Origin of the sequence: Rhizobium sp. YTU87027 (assembly GCF_050644135.1) — a bacterium.
GTDB lineage: Bacteria > Pseudomonadota > Alphaproteobacteria > Rhizobiales > Rhizobiaceae > Rhizobium.
Genome location: NZ_CP098441.1, coordinates 1,246,594 through 1,265,890, shown reverse-complemented (window position 1 = coordinate 1,265,890; position 19,297 = coordinate 1,246,594). Strand labels below are relative to the sequence as shown.

Sequence of the window (19,297 nt, the reverse complement as noted above, 5' to 3'; positions counted from 1 at the left end):
TCAATAGGGATCGACCGCATCGCGCAGACCATCACCCAACGCATTGAAGGCGAAGACGGTGACCAGCACGAAGCCGACGGGTGCCAGGATCCAGGGATAGGTCCCGATGACGGAGTAATTTGCGGTGTCCTGCAGCATCAGGCCCCAGGAAATCAGCGGCGGCTTGACGGCAAAACCGAGGAAGCCGAGGAACGATTCCAAAAGCACGACGCTCGGGATGTGCAGGGTGACCGCGACGATCACGTGGCTCATCACGTTCGGGAAGATGTGCTGAAAGATGATGCGCCTGTCAGTTGCCCCAACCGCCATGGCCGCACGCACATAGTCGATGCGGGCGAGAGCCAATGTCTTGCCGCGGACCTCGCGCGACATCTGCGCCCAGCCGAGTGCGGACATAACGACAATGACGAAAGCCAGGAATACGTTCGTCGGCGCGGTAACCGGGATCAGCGACGTCAGGGCCAGGTAGAGCGGCAATTGCGGGAAGGCCAGCACAATTTCCACGAAGCGCTGCAACCAGGCATCGAAGGTTCCCCCGAAATAGCCGGAAACCATGCCGACGGTCGTGCCGACGATCGTGACGATGAAGACAACCGTCAGTGCGATCATCAGCGAGATGCGAGAGCCGATGATGGCCCGCGAGAGGATGTCACGGCCAAATTTGTCGGTTCCAAGGAAGTGAACCGGCTGGCCGTCGACGGAGCCGAAGAAGTGCCGATCGGCTGGAATGAGGCCGAGCAGATTATACTCGGCGCCCTTGACGAAAAAGCCGAGATAGCGCGGGTTGTCATAGTCCGGCCCGACAATCGGCTGGAAGGTCACGGGATCGAGTTCTTCGGATTCCCCCAGCGCATAGACGCGCGGCGGATAGGCGAAGTTGCCGTCCTTGTCGCGAAAGCTGATGACCTGCGGTGGGGCGAAGCCGACATCGGTTGCCTTGGGATCCATTGGTGCGAAGAAATCCGCAAAAACTGCCATGAGAAGCAGCAAGCCAACGAGGACAAGCCCCATCATGCCGGTCCAGGAGCGCCTCAGTCGGCGCCAGACGAGCGCAAGATAGCTTTCATTGCCATGCGCTGCGTTCTTGACAGATTCTTCGTGCGGCGGCGGTGGCGCGGAATCGAAGGCGAGCATATCAGGCTCCTGCGTACTGGCGGACACGCGGGTCCAGCATGGCAAGCAGCATGTCGGCGATGATGTTGCCAACGATCAGCGTTGCCGAAAGGACCATCATGAAGGTGGCCGTGACATAGACGTCGCCGATCGCCATGGAACCGACGATGGCCGGACCGACGGTGGGCAGCGAGAAGATGATTGCCGTCTCGATTTCGCCCGTCAGCATGTAGGGAAGCACGACGCCCTGGTACATGACGAGCGGGTGCAGCGCGTTCGGCACGGCATGGCGCATGACGACCGCTCCGCCTGACAGCCCCTTGGCGCGAGCCGTTTCGACATATTGCGCGTTCAGCGTATCGAGCAGATTGCCGCGCATGACGCGCATGTTGTAGGCGAGGCCACCGAAGGTGGCGATGGCGACGACCGGCCAGACATGGCTGACGAGGTCGAGGAATTTCGCAAAGGACCACGGCGCGCCGCCAAACTGAGGCGAGAAGAAACTGCCGATTTCCGAAACGTTGAACTGGAAGACAAGCAGATAGACGATGATCAGGGCCATCAGGAAGCGCGGCACCGTCATGCCAAGAAAGGAGATGCCCGAAAGCAGGCTGTCGATCCAGCTATACTGACGGGTGGCCGCCCAGATGCCGAAGCCGATTCCAAGCACGGATGCAAAGATGTGGCAGACCAGGGCCAGGGCCAGGGTGCGCGGCAGTCGCTCGGCCACCACGTCGGCGACCGGCTTGTTGTAGAACATGCTGTAGCCGAAATCGCCTTGGGTCACGATGCCTTTGATCCAGTTGAAATACTGGATGACCATCGGCTGATCGAGGCCATGGGCGATACGATAGGCCTGAGCCTGTTCGTCGGCCTGAGCAAAGGAGGCACCACTCTGATTGATCAGCTGCGAACGGATGTAGTCGGCATAGTCACCAGGCGGAGCCTGGATAATCGCGAAGGTCACGATGCTCAAAATGATGAGGACGGGGATCGCAGAGGCTATGCGCACGAGCAGGAAACGTAACATCGGACGGTTCGCTTCTCCTTGCCGCCAGTCGCGCCTGTCGGTGCGGCCGGCTTGTTGATATTGCCCGGCCGCGCTTCACGCGCGACCGGCTTTTTTTGGTTGGGAGGGAACTCTTAGTTGACCTTGTCACCGGGCTTGCCGGGCAACTGTTCTGGGAACAGTTCGTATTTGCCCTGCTTGTCGGCGGCCACCCACAGACGTTCGCGGATGACGGAGTCTTCAGCCCAGTTGAACATGAAGATCGGGGTACCTTCCGGCACATTCGAGAACCGCTTGTTGATGATCAGCGCACCCGGATATTCCGTCAGCCCGACCGTATCGACATTCTCGGTCGCGACCTTCTGGTACTGCTTCATGAGTTCGACGCGCTCATTGTTGTCCTGGCTGGCCTGGAACTTGGTGACGATATCGACCAGCTTTTCTTCGTAGGGCATCAGGTCAACTTTGCCGTCCTTGCCGGCACGATGCTGCCAGCTGGTACGCGGACCGAGCGGGGCAAGCTGCTCGGTATTCTGCACGACCGAGGCAAGTTCCGGCGAACTGCGCTGGATCAGCCAGTCGAAGCGGCCGGCGTAGTGGGCATCGTCACGCTTCGTACCGTCCAAGGCATTGAGAATGACCTTCAGGCCAAGCTTCTCCATCTGTCCGATGACGCCTTCGGCAAGGCTCTTGTCGGTCGCGTAACCGTTGTTGACGAGAAGCACGATCTCGACGTTCTTGCCGCCTTCGGTGCCTGCCGGGAAGTTGACGAAGCCGTCACCATCGGTGTCCTTCAGGCCTGCCTTGGCGAGCAATTCCTTGGCGCCCTTCAGATCGAAGGGATAATAAACCACGGAATTTCGATCGTAGAAACTCGTGCCGGACGAGATGCCGCCGGGATAGATCGCCGTGAACGGACCCTTGACCAGCGAGTCGCCGATCGCCTTGCGATCGAGACCCATGGTGATCGCCTTTCGGAAGTCTTCATTGCGATTCAGTTCACGGACGGCCTGGCCACGCGCATCAGGGTCGCCCCAGCCGTTTCCGGAGAGGTTCATACGCAGGTTGTAGCCGATAAGACGCGGGCCAAAGGCAAGACGCGCCGGCGCCGACTTTTCGGCAGCGCGCTTCAGCGACGCCACGAAATTTTCCGGCTGTTCCAGGTTGGAAAAATCTCCGGAGCCGGCAACCGCCTGCACGTCACGGTCTGCCCAGGTCGACAGCTTGTAGTGCAGCTCGTTGAGATAAGGAAGCTGATTTCCCTTCTCATCGACCTTCCAGTAATAGGGGTTGCGACGCATCACGATGATGTCGTCGGGACGATATTCCACCGGCACCCATGCACCCATGACCGGCATGTTCATGAATTCCGGCGGGAAGGCATTCTTGAACTGGTCATAGGTGTTCTTCGAATACTTCGGATGCTGCGGCTTCAGGATATGCGAGGGGCCCGGGCAGAAGCTCGGATAGGCCATGGTATAGAGATACTGCTTCGGGAAGGCATCCTTGAAGGTCCACTCGACGGTGTAGTCGTCGATCTTCTTGAGCGTCGTTCCCTCGCCGAACGCCTCCGGCGATGCGCCGCCGCCGAGCGGCGAAACGTTCGGATCGATGACTTCATCGTCCCAGTAGAACATGATGTCGTCAGCGTTGAAGGGGGCGCCATCCGACCATTTCGCACCTTCGACGAGGTGCATGGTCAGCTTGTGACCATCCTTTGACCACTCCCAGCTCTTGGCGAGGTTCGGCAGCGGCTCGGTATCCTTCGCCTCAACCTGGAAGAGAGGCGCGGTGCGTGTCAGGCATTCCGACAGGCCGATATCGATACCGCCCCAGCCTTGCGTCTGGCCAGCGCCATAATTCCATCCTTCCGGACGACCACCGATGACGTGGCGCATGGTGTCGCCATAGACACCGATGCCGTCGGCCATGTTCTCCGTCTTGAAGACAAGCGGTTCCTTCGGAAGGCGGTCCTTGACGGCGGGCAGCTTGCCGGTCGAGACGAAGTTCTTCGTCACCCAATCAGGCTCGTGATATTCAGGCAATGCCTTGAATTCCTCGATGGAATCCCTCGAGACATACTTGATCTTGCCTTCCGCCGGGAACGGTGGCGGCGCGGGTGGTACGGTCGGCTGCGAGGCGTAGGCGCTCAGGGCCGAAACGGAGACGCTGAGCGCCAGTCCGGCCATAATGCCAATGTTGCGGAAATTTCTCATCGTTTCTCCCTCTTGTTTCAGGGCGCCTTTAGCGACCCCGCTTCTCCTCAAACGATCCGGTGACGGGCTTTGGGCGATGGGCTTTCTCCCGAAGCCCCATCGCCCACCCTTTCTCCGGCAATTCTATACGGCCTGCTTGAGTGCCGCCTTTTCGGCACGCAACTCCTCGATCGAGCGGACGTCTCGGCGCGCTGCACCGGCCCACTCGCGGGTCTTGACGGTCGATTTCGCCAGCCGCTCCTTGGCGGCCGGAACGGCATTGGCATATTGCGGCAGCCATCTGGCCTGGGCGACCACCATCTCGTCGACCATCTGCCAGACCTCTTCCGGGGTGGCGACCGCACCGACCAGCGGGTCGTGCAGGACGGCAAGCTTCAACAGATCGATATCGCCGCTGACTGCTGCATGAACCGACATGCGCTGGACGTTGATCGAGGCGATGCAGGTGGCCGCGCAGGCTTCCGGGATGGTGATGCCAGAGACCATGTTTATGCCGAAGCGGTCGACGAAGCCTGGCGACTCGATGATCGCATCCGACGGCAGATTGGCGATGACCCCATTGTTCTTGAGGTTGAAATGACCGCGGTAGACACGTCCGGTTTCCAGCGCCTCGAGAATATGGCTCGCGTGCTCGTTCGAACGCTTGGCCGGATCGATCGGCTTGGACGCCGATTCGAGGAATTGCGGGAATTCGGTTTCGAACCAGTTGCGGGTTTCTGTGGAGTGCCTGAGGTAGCCGCCGGTTTCGCCGTGGATCCAGTCGGACATGTCGATCCACTTGGTGATCTCGTCCGGACGCTTGCGGTACCAGGGAAGGTACTCCGACAAATGACCGTTGCTTTCCGTGGAGTAGACGCCGAAGCGCTTCAAGACGTCGATACGCAGCTTTTCTTGCCGCGAGAAGACCGGATGCGCCTCGAAGGCTGCGATCAACTCCTCCTTGCCGATCTTGCGCCCGTTCAGGCGCAGGTCCACAAACCAGGTCTGATGATTGATGCCCGAGCAGATGTAGTCGAGTTCGGCAGGTGATTTTGCCCCGAGGACCTCGGCGATCTGTTCGGCGCCGTGCTGGACGCCGTGGCAAAGCCCGACCGTGTCGACCTTGCCGTATTCGATCGCGGCCCAGGTGTTCATGGCCATCGGATTGGCATAGTTCAGGAACTTCGCACCCGGCTCGGCGACTTCGCGGATGTCTTTGCAAAAATCGAGAATGACTGGAATGTTGCGCTGGCCGTAGAGAATGCCGCCGGCGCAGATCGTATCGCCGACACACTGGTCGATGCCGTATTTCAAAGGAATGCGGATGTCGTCGGCATAGGCCTCGAGACCGCCGACGCGCACGCAGCTGATGATGTAGCGCGCCCCTGTCAGCGCCTCGCGCCGGTTCGTCGTCGCCGTCACCTTGGTCGGCAGCTTGTTGGAAGAAACGATCGTGTCGAGGATCTGCTTGATCATTTGCAGATTGTGCTCGCTCATGTCGGTGAGCGCGAACTCGACGTCCTGGAACTCCGGAACGCAGAGGATGTCGGTAAACAGTTTTTTCGTGAAGCCGACGCTGCCTGCGCCGATGATAGCGATTTTGAAACTCATGGCCTTTGCCTCAATGCGATCAAATTGCCGGCGCTGAAGGATGAGAAGGAGAATTGGAGGCGGGCTTGCGCCCGGCGCCAAAAAAGTCCAGAAATCAGGCTTGTTCTCCTCCCCGCCGCTCCTCTTTGCTGGCGGTGTTCTCTCTCTTGAGAGCCGATTATGCGCAAATTCGGCGAGGCCGCCAGAGAAGGATTATGCTTTCATGGGTAATTCTGTGCTGCAGAAATTGATTGACAATGGTCCAGTCATGCGGACGGTGTCACTGCCGCGCGGCCGCCAGAGCCTGCACACGATGCCGACCAGCACCGGCTACGAGATCCGCGAGAACGCCACCTATGACTGGGATGGCAGAAAGCGCGGGCAAACACCCTTTACCGTCCTCCAGCATACGATCCAGGGCGCGGGAAACCTGCGCTACGAGAATCGCCAGCTTCGGGTGAAGGAGGGAGAGACGTTGCTGGTCCTCGTTCCGCACAATCATCGCTATTGGCTCGAGGATGGGGACCGCTGGGAGTTCTTCTGGATTTCGATGAACGGAGAAGAGGCGCTGCGTATCCATCGCTCGATCCTTGCAGTGACCGGCCCGATCCTGAAGCTGCAACCGCACACGATCGAGCATCTGGCCGACTGCAGCCTGCGGCTGATCAATGACGCGGAAACGCCTGGACTGGCCTCCGCAATCGCCTATGAGGCAGCCATGGCGCTCTACGACGACGTCTTCGGTTCGCATCCCGTCTTCAGTGAAGAATACCGGACGATGCAGCATGTCATCGACTACATCATGGCGAACTTGGAGCGTCCCCTGCCCGTCGAGGATCTTGCGCGGGTCGCCGGTCTCAGCCGGGCACATTTTTCCCGAATGTTTGCGGCCAATGAAGGCCTGCCGCCGGCAGAATTCGTTTTGCAGAAGCGGCTGAAGCGAGCCGTGACGCTGTTGACCAAGACCGCCAATATGCCCGTAAAGGAAGTGGCGATCCGTTCGGGGTTCGAGGACGCCAATTATTTTTCCAAGGTGTTCCGGCGTGTCTATGGCACCAATCCGACGGAGTTCCGTACAACTGGCATGTATGCGAGCGTCGGCAAGGTTCGCTGACGCCCGCATCGACCGTCGGTGCTATTGTGCGCCGTCATAATTGAGCTTCGGATACCAGGTCGGCGGGCGTCCACCCGGCGTGGTGTCGAGCACGGTCCAAAGCGGCATGAAGTCCGGTGCGCCGCGTGGGTCCTGGCCAGGGTCTGCGGTTGCCGGCCCCATTTCCGGGTTCCAGAAGTGGCGGATCACACCATCGTTGAGCGTGAAGACGTTGTAGGCAGCGTCATCGCTGCCGTCGGGACCAATGGCGTGATAGTCGCGACTGAATTCGTCGGTCGGGTCGCAGTAAAGTGGCAGGTGATGCCAACCGCGCTCCTTCTTGAATGCAAGCAATCGTTCGATTGGCGAACGTGCAACCACGGCAAAGGCAACCTGCTGGCGAATGTCCGGAACCTCTCCGTCGAGCGCCGACAGCATGGATGTGCACATCGGGCACGGGCGTTCGCGCTGCGGCCCATACATGTAATTGTAGACGACCAGTGTGGACTTGTCCTCGAAGAGATCGCGCAGCGTCACCTCGCCATCGGGGCCCTGGAAGCGGTAGTCTTTGCGAACCTGGCCACCTGGCGGCAGCGCGCGGCGTTGCTCGGCCACTCGCTCGATATGTCGGCGCAAATCGATTTCCTCGGCGAGCAATTCATCGCGAGCGCGCCGATATTCGGGGCTTTCGTTCGGAAAGCTTAGGCCGTTTCTTCTTGCCAGCTCGCTTGCGGAAACAAGATTGTTCGCATCCATCACGTGAACCTCCTTCTTACGTTTCTGACAGAACCATGCGGCGGATTTCGTGGACGCTGTCCGCCGCTCAGACAAGAAACGTTTGAGGACCGCAAAAATCGACAAGACGACCCAATTTCTTGACGGGCCCGACCCGGCTGCACTTTCTAGGCGCTTGAATTTTCTGGGATACTATCCGCCGTTGCAGCTCGGCGCATATTCTTCTCTCTCAGTGATCTTTCCCCTTCCCCGCTCCGATTTAAGACCTATGTCCCACTGATCCTTCATCTCCTGGAAGGACGAGGGAGGCTTCAAGACGTCGTGGCAACCGGTGTCAAAGCCTCCCTCCATGGAGGAAAACAATGAGATCCTTCATATCCCTGATCGAGGCAGCCGTTGTCGCTGTCGGTTCTCCTGTTGCATCTGATGACGGCAAAGGTCTTGAGCGTGCTGAGGCCGTGTGCTCGTTTCTAAAAGACACCGGCCTGAATGGCGATTGTGGCGTCGATGCCAAGGAGACGCTCATTGAGGTTTCGCTGGCGGGACAATACGACAGCCCCGCAGACTGTCCCAAGGTTGTCGACATGCTGCGGGCACATGGCTTTCAACTGGGCTCGAACTGGGAGCTACGGATCAAGGCAAGTGTCAAGGACGAGCCAGCGGTCACCGAGTGTCGCCTGGCGCCTGCTCAACAATAGGAGCCGGCGTAGCAGGGGCTGTCGCATTCACGGGTGACGGAGGAAGTGCTAGGGCGTCGTCTTCGGCGCGATAACAAGTTCTGATCCATGCGCTTCCTGCAATTCGTCATCGCCAGGCTGGCGGTCGCCTGCCTTGTGCAGGAGGATTGACCTGTAGCCTTGAAGCTGCGTTCCCTCGATCAACGTGACGTCGGAATTTCCCGGATTGTCGGAACGCTCGAACCAGTCGACGGGATGTTGGAGAACGTTCATTTCGAGCGCCCGATTTGTGACGCCGTGGCCGACGATAATGACGTCGTTGCCTTTATCGGACATATCACTGACCACGGTTTGCAGGAAAAGACGAAGCCGCTGGGCCACATCTGCCCTGCTCTCGCCGTCCGGTGGCCTTGCATAGAATTTTCCGCTGTTGTTTCGCAGTCTCGCCCATTTCTCGAACTCATCTGGAAACTTCTGTCGCCGCTCCGCATGGTCGTAGATTTCGGTAAAGAGACCAAAATCCTGCTCTCGCAACAGATAGTCCTCCCGTACGTCCCTCACCCATTGCGGCGGCAGGGCTTGCAAAATCGCGTCCTTGCTTTGTCGCGTCCTCAGATAGGGCGAGTACCATATATCCAGTCCTTGATTTACGCTCTCTGGCAATTCGGCAAGATAAGACGCTAGCGCTCGTCCGGCGACGAGCGCTTGTCGATAACCCCATTGTGTCAGCGGGACATTGTGATCGCCAAACTGCCCATAGGCCTTCTCATCGATGTTTCCAAGGGATTCGCCGTGACGAACGAGAAAGATGCGCATTGGTCTCCGTGTGTTTTCGTGTCGATTGCTCCAGTATGCGGGCGCGTGAGGCGCGGCGCAACGTCGGCCGCCTCAGACGCACGGGTGCCTGCAACGAGGACTGTGGGCAAAGAGAAAAGGCGCAATTGAGTTAAATATTAGCGTAGGGTGTTATGACACGTCGCGTCCGCTACCGGAGGTACCCATGACCAACGATGTCTGGGAGGCATGCGTGGTTCGTCGCTTAATGGTGATCATCGTGGAGGTCTTGGGCGCTGTCGGCGTTGCACACAGCGCAACAATCAACGTCGAGCCTAAAAGCGAGGGCCGTGACGAGGGGTTGACGATCCAGGATGCGCTCGACGTCGCACAGCCGGGTGATACGGTCATGTTGGCGCCCGGAACCTATATGCAGGATTTGCGGTCGGTGCGGGATGGTGAACTCGGAAAGCCGATCACGATCGAGGGCACACTTGGATCTGTCGTTAAGGGCGGTGGCCAGCCCCGGGTTATTGAAATCAATCACAGCTATATCGAGCTCAGGAATTTTACCGTCGATGGCCGATTTGAGAAGCCGAATACCAAGAAGAGCTATCGGGACAAGCTTCTCTACGTCATCGGACACACGCCTGGCAGGGAATTGACGGGTCTTCGCGTGCTCGGGATGGACATTCGCAACGCAGGCGGCGAATGCGTTCGCCTGCGATACCAAGCCAGACAGAATGAAATTGCTTATTCCAGAATAAGTTCGTGCGGTCGCTTCGACTTCTTGTTTAACGACGGCGGAAAGAATGGCGAGGGGATCTATATCGGAACCGCGCCAGAACAATTGGGTGGGCGTGGCGCGCCTGACAAGGCGATCGACCATTCCGATCGCAACCGCATCCACGACAATGTGATTACCACCGCAGGCAATGAATGCGTCGACATCAAGGAGGGCTCGAGCGGCAATATTATCGAGAAGAACAGTTGCACAGGGCAGAAAGATCCCAACTCGGGCGGCTTTGACTCGCGCGGCAACAGCAATGTCTTCCGCTACAATCTTGTCTATGACGTGGTTGGGACCGGCGTGCGCCTTGGCGGGGACGAGGCAACGGATGGCACCAATAATGATGTCTACGGCAACACGTTTCGCAATGTGGGCGTCGGGTTGATCCGGGCGCAGCGAGCGCCTCAGGGAAAAATCTGCGAGAATATTTCTCAGAACAACAAAGCTGTCGGCACCAACGCCATCGGCAAGACACTTGATCCGACCGGGCCTTGCGACGGACCGAAGGCAACGGCAGATCCGCGAACCCAATCGGTGGCTGCAGCAATCCGATCCGAGGCGACCAAGAACGTCGAGAAATATAGCAAGCCCTTAAGTTGCGGCCCCTCCGTGGCAGGGTGTGTGATCGGTCGCCTCGAAGGCGACGATCGCAACAGGATCAAGATCGTCGATGCGAGCGACGTCGTCCTGCGCGGCCACCACCTGATTTTGTCCGACGCTGTCGGGCTCGACGGAAAAGCGATGCCGCTGAAGCCGCTCGCTGGAAAGCTGGTCAGGATCGAATACACCGGTATCGAGAAAAAGCGGCTTGCGGGCGCCAGGATCATCGAGGTGATCAATTAGCCTGGCATGGGAGACTTGCCGGGGAAAGGCTCCCGAGAGATGAAGCTGCGCCCGCCCGCGGCCCGTCGGCTACGGCCATCTCAGAATAAGGCGACAATTGCGCCAAATAGCTCGACGCATTGGCGAGATAACTAAATTCTGTCAATGCGATGACGGTGATTGCTTAGATACCGGTGCAACTGACCAGCAGGTCCATGGCGTCGATCCGACAGCTTGCCTTGACGAGGGCCTGTGTGATCGCACCATCTGTCTCGACATGGGTTACCGCTAAAGCGCGGTCGCGCAGGATCGTCAGGACGGTCAACAGATGTGCCGGCCGCCGTAACGCCGGTATAAACTCTTAGAATTCTCCAATATTATCTACCAACGGTAGGTGCGACTACCACCATTGACGTCCGTGCGATCGATGGTCGGTTGTGCTTTTATGTGCGCGGCCAGACATGAGGGTGGCCAACTTCCCTGCAGTGCTCCGAGGTCCGCGTACACCCCTGCCGGCCTCACCTTTGCAGACCCCCACCGAATGGCTAAGCCCTCCTCTTCTAACGAAGGCATCCTGTCCTTTGCCCAAGTAGGCTATTTTGGAAATGGCTCGCAGATCCTCTGTGAGCAGGGTTAGCTCAAGGCCCGTCCGGAACCCCATCGAGCCTTGTTGAGCCTCTGTCTACGGCCAGACCGCCGCAATGGCGGCGGTCTCGGCACATTTTCCTGCTCAACGCTGTTCCAAGCAATTGGAGTGACCACGCCAAAGCGCACCCGATAGATCACGACTGAGAACCGGCGCCAGCCTGAGGACTCTTCAACATGAAGGCTTCGCAAGGCCAGACGTTCTTGGGCAGTTCGTGAAGCCTGCGCGAAAACTGACGCCCGAAGACGGCTTGCGAGGCCTTCCGCCGTGCTCTCGTGCCAAGGCGAGCTCCGCCTCTGCCGCGCAAACACCGCTGGCGGGACATGCACGAAGGTGTATTTTAGCCATCGAGAATACACTTAATTAATCATACCTCTTTAGCTTGCCTTGCGCTGATCTTGGAGCCGGACCCCAGCCCCTCCTTGATCAACGGGCGTGCGGTTGGGGCTTAAGGCGAATTTGCTTCGACCGTACGCTCCTAGTGCTCTCTCTCCGAGACATCATCGAAGTCGATGATGACCCCACGGCGCAATGCCTCTTCCTTGGCCACCTGCAGGGCCCTTTGGATAAGAAGTAGAACGACGTCGAAGTCTGGACTTTCCCGCGACGCAATCTCTTGCGCGACACTCAAAGTGAAGATCAGTTGTTCTGCAGATGTTTCGGTCACCGCACTGTCCCCGGGAAGCCGGGGCATTCTAGACGCCGGAAGGGAGTGCAACTATGGCAACGGTCCGGTGGATCAGTACGAAAAACCACTACGGTCTTGGTGGAAGCGTACTATCGCTCCTCCATGACTCCCCCCAGAGTGCGCAACCTCATCATCGAGAAGACGTCTCCCCAACCCCGCCTCGGCCACCATGCTGTCGCGCCAGCCTGCAAGATGGGGTGTTCGGCTGGCGCCCTCATCTTTAGCGATGACGCAAAAGGCACAACGAACCGAGCTGATGTTTGAGCCTGGTCTGCGTGAAGCTGCCCCGAAAGGAAGGTGCGACATGACGCATTATGCAGGATTGGATATCTCGGCAAGAGAAACGGCGGTGTGTATCTTGGACGAAACGGGCAGGGTTTCTCGACGCGCGCAGCAAGCTGCGTCAGCACTGCGCCGCCCTTCACCGCAAGCTTCTGACGATCGTCCGAGATGATGAGATTTGCCGCCGGCTGATGACAATTCCGGGCGCGGGCCCGGTCGTAGCGCTGGCCTATACCGCGACCATCGACATTCCGGCCCGCTTAGCGCAACTCCAAAGCGGTGGGGCCGGCACTGGGCCTGACGCCGATGCTCCATCAATCGGGCGAGACTAACCGAGTCGGCCGGATCTCGCCAAACGGTGACGATATGATGCGAACGCTGCTTTATGAGGCCGCGCACGTCCTGCTGACGCGCGTGACGACGGTCGTGGCTGAAAGCCTGCCACGAGACTTTCTGCCGCTGAACACTAGGATCGCGGTGATCCTGCGGAGTGATTGCGCATGGTCCTTGTCGTTGATGAACTGAAGAAAAAGCAGGCAGAGATCGGTCTTCGCCAACATCGCTTCAATTGGTACGCAGCTATTGTGCCTTGCGTGTCTCCCGCGTCTAATTAGTGTGTTGCAAATGCAGTAAATTAGTGTGATGTTAATACACCTAATTAGTGTCGACACAAAGCATTGGATTAGTGCCGTCGTCGCACCTGTAGGATTTATGAAATGTCAGGACGCCCGCCAAATGAACTACTTGCCTCATCGCTTCGGGAGCTTCGGGGTGCAACCGAACAAGGGACTCGATCAGTTCTGAAGAGCGACCGATTGAGCAGGGTTCATCGCGAGCGTCTCGCCAATGCGGGATTTGTGGAAGAGATAATGCGCGGGTGGCTCGCGGTTAATTCCCGACCTTCCGATAGGCGTCGGATCGACTCCGAGTGGAGCACCGTCTACTGGGAATTCGTACGGAGCTATCTGGACGATCGCTTCGGAACCGACTGGTGCTTCTCGCCGGAAACGTCGGTGACTTTATGGGCCGAAAACTGGTCCGTTGCGCCGCAGATTGTCGTTCGCAGTCCTGCAGCCAATAATCAGGTTCTTCCAATGCCGGGCGGCACGTCCCTTTTCTTGTTGCGGGTTCGACAAGTCGACCAATCTGTCGTCCATAACGGCGTCCGAGTGCTCACCAAGGAAGAGGCAATCATCAACAGTGCAAGGAATAGCTGGACCGCCAGACCGACGGACATGATCGCCGTCATGGGTTCTACTCGCGGTTCTGCGTCGCTTCTTCGCGTTCTCCTTTCCGGCGCAAGAAGCACCATAGCCGGAAGGATAGCGGGTGCCTTACGCCATCTTGGAAGGAGCCGCGATGCCGATAGCATCCTGTCGACGATGAGCGCGGCCGGATATGTCGTGCATGAAGACGACCCATTTGACGACAGTGGCCACGCTCTGCTTGACGAACGAAGAGCAGCGACACCTGCGGCGACCCGCATCAAGAATCTGTGGGCGAAAATGAACCGGGATGCTCTGGACAGCATCGACATAGAAGGCACGCGTTTCAACGACATCGACGCCTACATGGAGGAGATCGAAGAGCGATATGTAGCGGATGCGCTGAACTCGCTTTCAATCGAAGGTTATCAGGTGTCGGAAGAACTCATTGAGAGGGCTCAGTCCGGTGACTGGAACCCCGAGGAGCATGCGGGAGATGCCGATGCCCGGAACGCCCTAGCTGCGAAGGGCTACCGCCTCGCGTTCGAAGAAGTAAGAAAGGATATCCGGTCGATCCTTGAGGGAGAACCGTCGGGGCCTCTTCTATCTCATCGTCATCAGGACTGGTTCAGAGCGATGTTCCAGCCGTCAGTGCAGGCTGGCATCATAGAACCCTACAAGCTCGCGGGTTACAGGACTCACAACGTATATCTGCGGGGTTCTTTTCATGTGCCCCTCCCACCGCATGCAATAGCCGATGCCATGGACGCTCTGTTCGAATGCATCGAGGATGAACCCGATCCACGGGCCAAGGCTATTGTTGCCCCTTTCCTCTTCACCTACATTCACCCTTTTCCCGATGGAAATGGACGCTCCGGTCGCTTCCTCATGAATGCGCTGCTGGCTGAAGCCGGACTACCTTGGACGGTAGTGCCTGTCGATCAACGCGACAGGTACATGTCATGTCTTGAGGAGGCCAGCCAGAACGAGAATATCCGGCCGCTTGCACTCTTTATCGAGGAACTGGCCAAGGCACCACCGCCGCCACGCCCCCAAACGACAGCATGGGCAGGCAAAAAATAGGCGCTCAGAACTCAGGGCGCGGATTTCTCGTTCTGGCGCGGTATCAGGTGGGAACGGCGACCAACGCTTCCAGCTCGAGCCGCCGATGGGCTTCCGCGATAGCCCACTTTCACTGAAACAGAGACTGGTGGCAGTTACCGAACTACTCAAGATTGTTCCACCTCGTTCTGCGGATTCCCATACTGGGAGGGCCGAGGCGCCGATCCCGAAGAGAAGCAAGACCCCACGAAGGATGTGAGAGGCCGGTGAAGTAGAAAGCTCGACGACGCTTGACCTCCACGTGCCGAATAGACAAGCAGCTTACATCGTGTTGGTCCCCGGGATTTCGGCAGGGCGCTACGCCTTCGCCGAGATGGCACTCAGTTCCTCCAGATCAAGGTCCCGTTCCAGTTCCCGCAAGGTTTCGTCGTCGATCTCGCCTGCTCGATGGAGGCGGATGAGCTCCCGGCGACCCGTCGCAACCGCGCTCAGCACGACGTCGAAGTGAGCATGGAGGGTCGGTATGTATTCCTCCGTCCGTGCTGCGTAATCGACGATCGCCGTGGCACGGCGCTCGTACCTCGCAAGGAGCTGCGGATGAATGAGGGTGCCGGCTCGATCGTACGCAAGTTCTTTGATCGTGACGAGTTGCGCCTGCGCCATCGCAGCCTCGGCCTGGCTCATCGTCAAAGGCGCTTTCTCGGATTCCTGCTCGGTCAGCTTCGCCCATTCGATGACGCGCCCCAGCGTCGTGCCCTGCAAGAGCACCGTTCCGAGGATCACCGCGAACGACGTCACGAGGATGAAGTCGCGGGCGGGAAAGCCCTCCGGCAAACTGAGTGCAAGAGCGAGTGTGACGACGCCGCGAATGCCTGCCCAGCTCAATACTGTCGAACCACCGACGCCAAGCGGCCGCGTTCGAGCAAGCCCTAGGGAGTTGAACAGCTTGACCACCGCTTCGGAGCCGAACACCCAGGCCAGGCGCGCGATCGCAAGCGTGGCGAGGACAATGGCGGCGGGCAGGCCCATCGTTGCGACGACCGTTCCAAAACCCCCGCCGCGTTCGACGACGTCACGGAGCGAAAGACCAATCAATATGAACACCGCTGCTTCCATCAGGAATATGACGACGGTCCAGAACGACGTCCCCCGCATGCGCGTGGCCGCCGACAGAACCGTGTGCTGATGCCAGGTCGCGATCAGTCCCGTGGTGACGGTGGCGATCACTCCGGACACGTGTAGGGCTTCTCCCAAGAGATAGGAAACCCAGGCGAGCAATGTCGTCGAGGCGATGATTAGGTACTCGTCACCCAGACGCCGCACGAATTTCACCCAAGCATAGCCGACAAAGGCCCCCACTGCAGCGCCCCCGATCGCAAGAACCAGAAAGCCGCCGACGGCTGCCGTAGCGCTGAAGGTCCCAGTTGTCGCTGCTGCGATCGCTAACCGGAACAGGACGAGACTGCTCGCGTCGTTCAAGAGGCTTTCTCCTTCGAGCAAGATCTGAAGCCTGCGTGGCAGCTTCACCCTGTCCAGGACGGCTCGCGCCGACACAGCGTCAGGTGGCGACACGATCGCTCCCAATGCTGCGCAAGCTGCCCAGGGTAGCGACGGAAACATCATGTGAGTGACCACGGCCACGACCGCGCATGTGAAGAAGACCGCGCCGAGCGCGAGCGACGCTATTCCGAACATGTGACGTCGAAGCCGGCCCACCGCGATGGACCATGCACCGTCGAGCAGGAGTGGCGGCAGGAAGATCACCAGCACGAGCTCCGGATCCATGGTGATCGCTGGAAGGCCAGGCACGAACGCCAGCATCGCTCCACCGGCGAGCAGCGCGACGGAGGGTGGAAGGCCCAGCCTATGGGCCAGGTAGTGAAGCGCAATGATGGCGAGGAACATTGCAATAACAAGTTCGAAAAGGTGGGTGCCGTCCATGTATCTCCCCGACATGGGCTGAGTTGACCGGTATGAAAGAACGGCTTGCAGCGAAAGGCAACCAGCCAAACGCGACCCTAGCCATTTTACAAAGCGAGGGCTGCGAGGCCCTTTAGGGGATGCAACTGGACTTCGCTCTTCCTTGGCACGTAATCTTGTGCCCCACCGCCCTTGAGGGCCACGTCGGCGCCTTATGAAGAGATTGCCGAACGGCTCCAATTCCAAGCTCGGCGGCTTATTGGGTCATGAACAGGGCCACCAAGAAAACCGTCCGAGTATTGGCCAGCGCAGCTTGAAAAGCGTCGCCCAAGAAGATCCGCACGTTGAAGTTGCTACAATTGTCTTTCGGTTAACTGTTTGTATTTCCACTGATGTAACTGGAGTTACGCTATGAATGGCGCTCTGTACTTGATGAGCAATGCAATGAAAAAGTTAAGCGCCAGACAGAAATTGCAGCATTTCATGTCCGTTCAGTCCGATAATCCGGACCTCCTGAAGGCGCAGTACCGCGCTTTTACACGTCAGATGCCGATGATGTACTTCATCCTGCTTTCAAGTACATGGGCGCTTGCGATCACGCACATGCAACTTGCGCCGCTCTGGCTTACCGTCGGAATTCCTGCTCTTTTCACAGCCGGCTGCATGCTTCGGGTCATGTTCTGGTGGAGGACGCGCGGTACCGATCCCAAGCCAGATGTGGCCCACGCAGCGCTGGTGCGCGCCAATCGCCTTGCCATCGGCATTGCCAGTGTATTCACGGTCTGGTCTTTTTTGTTGGTGCCTTACGGGAATGCTTATACTCAATCTCATGTCGCCTTCTATATGGCGATCACCGTCATCTCCTGCATCTTCTGTCTGATGTATGTTCGTTCGGCAGCATTTCTCGTCGCGTTGATCGTCAATGGAGCATTCGTGGTCTTCTTCGTGGCGTCGAAGCAACCAACCTTTATTGCCATCGCCATCAACGTGCTGCTCGTCTGTGCCGGCATGATGTCCATCCTCCTGACCAACTACCGCAATTTCGAGCGCATGGTTGTTTCACAACAGCGTACGGAAGCACTCAGCAATGAGAACCTGCAGCTTGCCAATATCGACAGTCTGACCGAACTGCCCAACCGGCGCGCGTTTTTCGCGCATTTGGAAGCCGAACTTGAAAAGGCCAAGGTCGACGGTACACGGCTGGCCCTGGGCGTCATTGATCTCGATGGCTTTAAGCCGGTCAACGACCTTTACGGCCATTCCGTGGGGGACAGATTGCTGATCAAGGTCAGCAGACGCCTGACGAGTGCTTTGAAGGCCAGCCGGGCGTTTCGATTGGGCGGTGACGAGTTTGCGATCGTCGCTCCGATTGTGCCGGAAGATGACCAGCTTGTCGCAAACGCGAATGCGATTTCCGAGCAGCTCAGGGCGCCTTACCAAATGCCGGAAGGGACGGTGCACGTCTCTGCGTCCATGGGCATTGCAGTCTTTCCAAACCTTGCGTCGACGCTCGAACAGCTATTCGACAGAGCGGACTATGCCCTATACCATGCCAAAAAAACCCGGCGTGGCGGCGCCGTATTGTTTGATGCGGAGCACGAGAAGCAGATCAACATTGAAGCCCACATCGAGCATCTGCTGAAGCAAGCCGATCTGGAAAACGAACTTTCGGTCGTTTTTCAACCGATTGTCGATGTCTGCAATCAAAAGACGGTTGGCTTCGAGGCGCTGGCCCGCTGGTCAAACCCGACCCTCGGATGCGTCTCACCTGCACAGTTCTTCTCCATTGCGGAACGGGCCGGTATCGTCAGTTCGCTGACACGACCTCTTCTCAAGAAGGCACTTGCCACCGCATCGACATGGGAAGAGCACCTACGTTTGTCGTTCAACCTCTCGGCGCACGACCTCAACTCCTGCGAAGGGGTACTGTCATTGATCGGTATCATCGAAAGCAGCGGCTTTGATGCACGACGTCTTGACCTTGAAATCACCGAAACCGCCTTTACGCTCGATTTCGAGCAGGTCAAGCAGTCGGTCGAAGTGCTGCGACGCCTCGGCTGCGGCATCTCATTGGACGATTTCGGCACCGGTTATTCCAGCCTGACGCGGCTGCACGCGCTTCCGCTCACCAAGATCAAGATCGACCGCAGCTTCGTCACGGACCTGCACGAAAAGCCTGCAAGCTACAAAATCGTGAAATCCCTTCTGACGCTCAGCCGCGACATGGGCCTGGAATGCGTGGTTGAAGGGGTTGAGACGCCAGAAGAGCTTGCAGCCCTTAGGGGGCTGGGAGGCACATTGGTGCAAGGCTACGTCTATTCGCCCCCTCTTCGCGAAGAAAATGTCAGTGAGTTTCTGTCAAGGAAATCGATCGATATCGCCGTAGCTGGGCAAAAATAATAGGATCTGCAATGACGCTTGGTTTTTGAACCGACCCGCACGCGACCGATGGCGGCCCTGATCCGGGATATGCGATTGTACATCGGAGGGCGAACCCGCGTTCGCCAGAGCGCCTTACCTTCGAGATGATGCGTCAGCCCCACCGATGAGAAGGGATACGCTCGAATGCGCCATTGATACCGTCTCCAGTCCTTGCTTGCGCGCCCAATCTTGTGCCAACGCTTCGTCTTTTGGCAATCCTAAATTGGCGTCGCCTTATAAGAGGTGCCTCCCTGTCGCAGCTGGGCGAGTGTTCG

Annotated in this window: 14 protein-coding genes and 1 pseudogene; 6 read left to right on the top strand and 9 right to left on the bottom strand. The window is 58.3% G+C overall.

The window, feature by feature from the left end:
* The 4 genes from NBG89_RS24840 to NBG89_RS24825 all read right to left on the bottom strand — a co-directional run bounded on the left by NBG89_RS24840 (position 1) and on the right by NBG89_RS24825 (position 5,928).
* On the bottom strand, positions 1-1,134 hold the full coding sequence (locus tag NBG89_RS24840; protein WP_431322990.1) for an ABC transporter permease: 1,134 nt from the start codon (positions 1,132-1,134) through the stop codon (positions 1-3).
* A gap of 1 nt (position 1,135) precedes the next feature.
* Positions 1,136-2,143, bottom strand: a complete 1,008-nt coding sequence (locus NBG89_RS24835; RefSeq protein WP_431322989.1) for an ABC transporter permease — start codon at positions 2,141-2,143, stop codon at positions 1,136-1,138.
* Positions 2,144-2,256: 113 nt separating this feature from the next.
* Entirely contained in the window at positions 2,257-4,338 is a 2,082-nt protein-coding gene (locus NBG89_RS24830) for an ABC transporter substrate-binding protein (RefSeq protein ID WP_431322988.1), read from the bottom strand.
* Positions 4,339-4,461: 123 nt separating this feature from the next.
* Positions 4,462-5,928 carry an alpha-glucosidase/alpha-galactosidase gene (locus NBG89_RS24825; protein ID WP_431322987.1) on the bottom strand — a complete coding sequence of 489 codons (1,467 nt, stop codon included), beginning with the start codon at positions 5,926-5,928 and terminating at the stop codon, positions 4,462-4,464.
* A 202-nt stretch (positions 5,929-6,130) separates the two neighbouring features.
* On the opposite strand from NBG89_RS24825, the gene NBG89_RS24820 reads away from it, so the two are divergent.
* Positions 6,131-7,021: an AraC family ligand binding domain-containing protein gene (locus NBG89_RS24820; RefSeq protein WP_431322986.1), complete on the top strand. Its 891-nt coding sequence runs from the start codon at positions 6,131-6,133 to the stop codon at positions 7,019-7,021.
* A gap of 21 nt (positions 7,022-7,042) precedes the next feature.
* On the opposite strand, the gene NBG89_RS24815 is transcribed toward NBG89_RS24820, so the two are convergent.
* Positions 7,043-7,756, bottom strand: a complete 714-nt coding sequence (locus tag NBG89_RS24815) for a DUF899 family protein (RefSeq protein ID WP_431322985.1) — start codon at positions 7,754-7,756, stop codon at positions 7,043-7,045.
* A gap of 341 nt (positions 7,757-8,097) precedes the next feature.
* Here NBG89_RS24815 and NBG89_RS24810 point away from each other — a divergent pair, with 341 nt between their 5' ends.
* A complete protein-coding gene (locus tag NBG89_RS24810) occupies positions 8,098-8,433 on the top strand; it encodes a hypothetical protein (protein WP_431322984.1) in 336 nt (111 codons plus the stop codon).
* 48 nt (positions 8,434-8,481) lie between these two features.
* Here the strand turns inward: NBG89_RS24810 and NBG89_RS24805 are convergent, their stop codons facing one another.
* Positions 8,482-9,228, bottom strand: coding sequence for a histidine phosphatase family protein (locus NBG89_RS24805; RefSeq protein WP_431322983.1), 747 nt, complete (start codon positions 9,226-9,228; stop codon positions 8,482-8,484).
* A 184-nt stretch (positions 9,229-9,412) separates the two neighbouring features.
* Between NBG89_RS24805 and NBG89_RS24800 the strand changes: the two genes are divergently transcribed.
* Entirely contained in the window at positions 9,413-10,819 is a 1,407-nt protein-coding gene (locus NBG89_RS24800) for a hypothetical protein (protein WP_431322982.1), read from the top strand.
* Between the two features lie 163 nt (positions 10,820-10,982).
* Here NBG89_RS24800 and NBG89_RS24795 read toward each other — a convergent pair whose 3' ends face one another.
* Entirely contained in the window at positions 10,983-11,123 is a 141-nt protein-coding gene (locus NBG89_RS24795) for a hypothetical protein (protein ID WP_431322981.1), read from the bottom strand.
* 799 nt (positions 11,124-11,922) lie between these two features.
* On the bottom strand, positions 11,923-12,111 hold the full coding sequence (locus tag NBG89_RS24790; RefSeq protein ID WP_431322980.1) for a hypothetical protein: 189 nt from the start codon (positions 12,109-12,111) through the stop codon (positions 11,923-11,925).
* Between the two features lie 434 nt (positions 12,112-12,545).
* On the opposite strand from NBG89_RS24790, the pseudogene NBG89_RS24785 reads away from it, so the two are divergent.
* Positions 12,546-12,828 (top strand): annotated as a pseudogene (locus NBG89_RS24785) (transposase); the annotation flags it as partial.
* A gap of 989 nt (positions 12,829-13,817) precedes the next feature.
* Positions 13,818-14,702 (top strand): Fic family protein, encoded by an 885-nt coding sequence (locus NBG89_RS24780; protein ID WP_431322979.1) that lies wholly within the window; start codon positions 13,818-13,820, stop codon positions 14,700-14,702.
* Between the two features lie 336 nt (positions 14,703-15,038).
* Here the strand turns inward: NBG89_RS24780 and NBG89_RS24775 are convergent, their stop codons facing one another.
* Complete coding sequence (locus tag NBG89_RS24775; protein ID WP_431322978.1) at positions 15,039-16,622, bottom strand: Na+/H+ antiporter; 1,584 nt, start codon at positions 16,620-16,622, stop codon at positions 15,039-15,041.
* Between the two features lie 423 nt (positions 16,623-17,045).
* On the opposite strand from NBG89_RS24775, the gene NBG89_RS24770 reads away from it, so the two are divergent.
* A complete protein-coding gene (locus tag NBG89_RS24770; RefSeq protein ID WP_431322977.1) occupies positions 17,046-19,001 on the top strand; it encodes a putative bifunctional diguanylate cyclase/phosphodiesterase in 1,956 nt (651 codons plus the stop codon).
* The last annotated feature ends 296 nt before the right edge of the window (positions 19,002-19,297 follow it).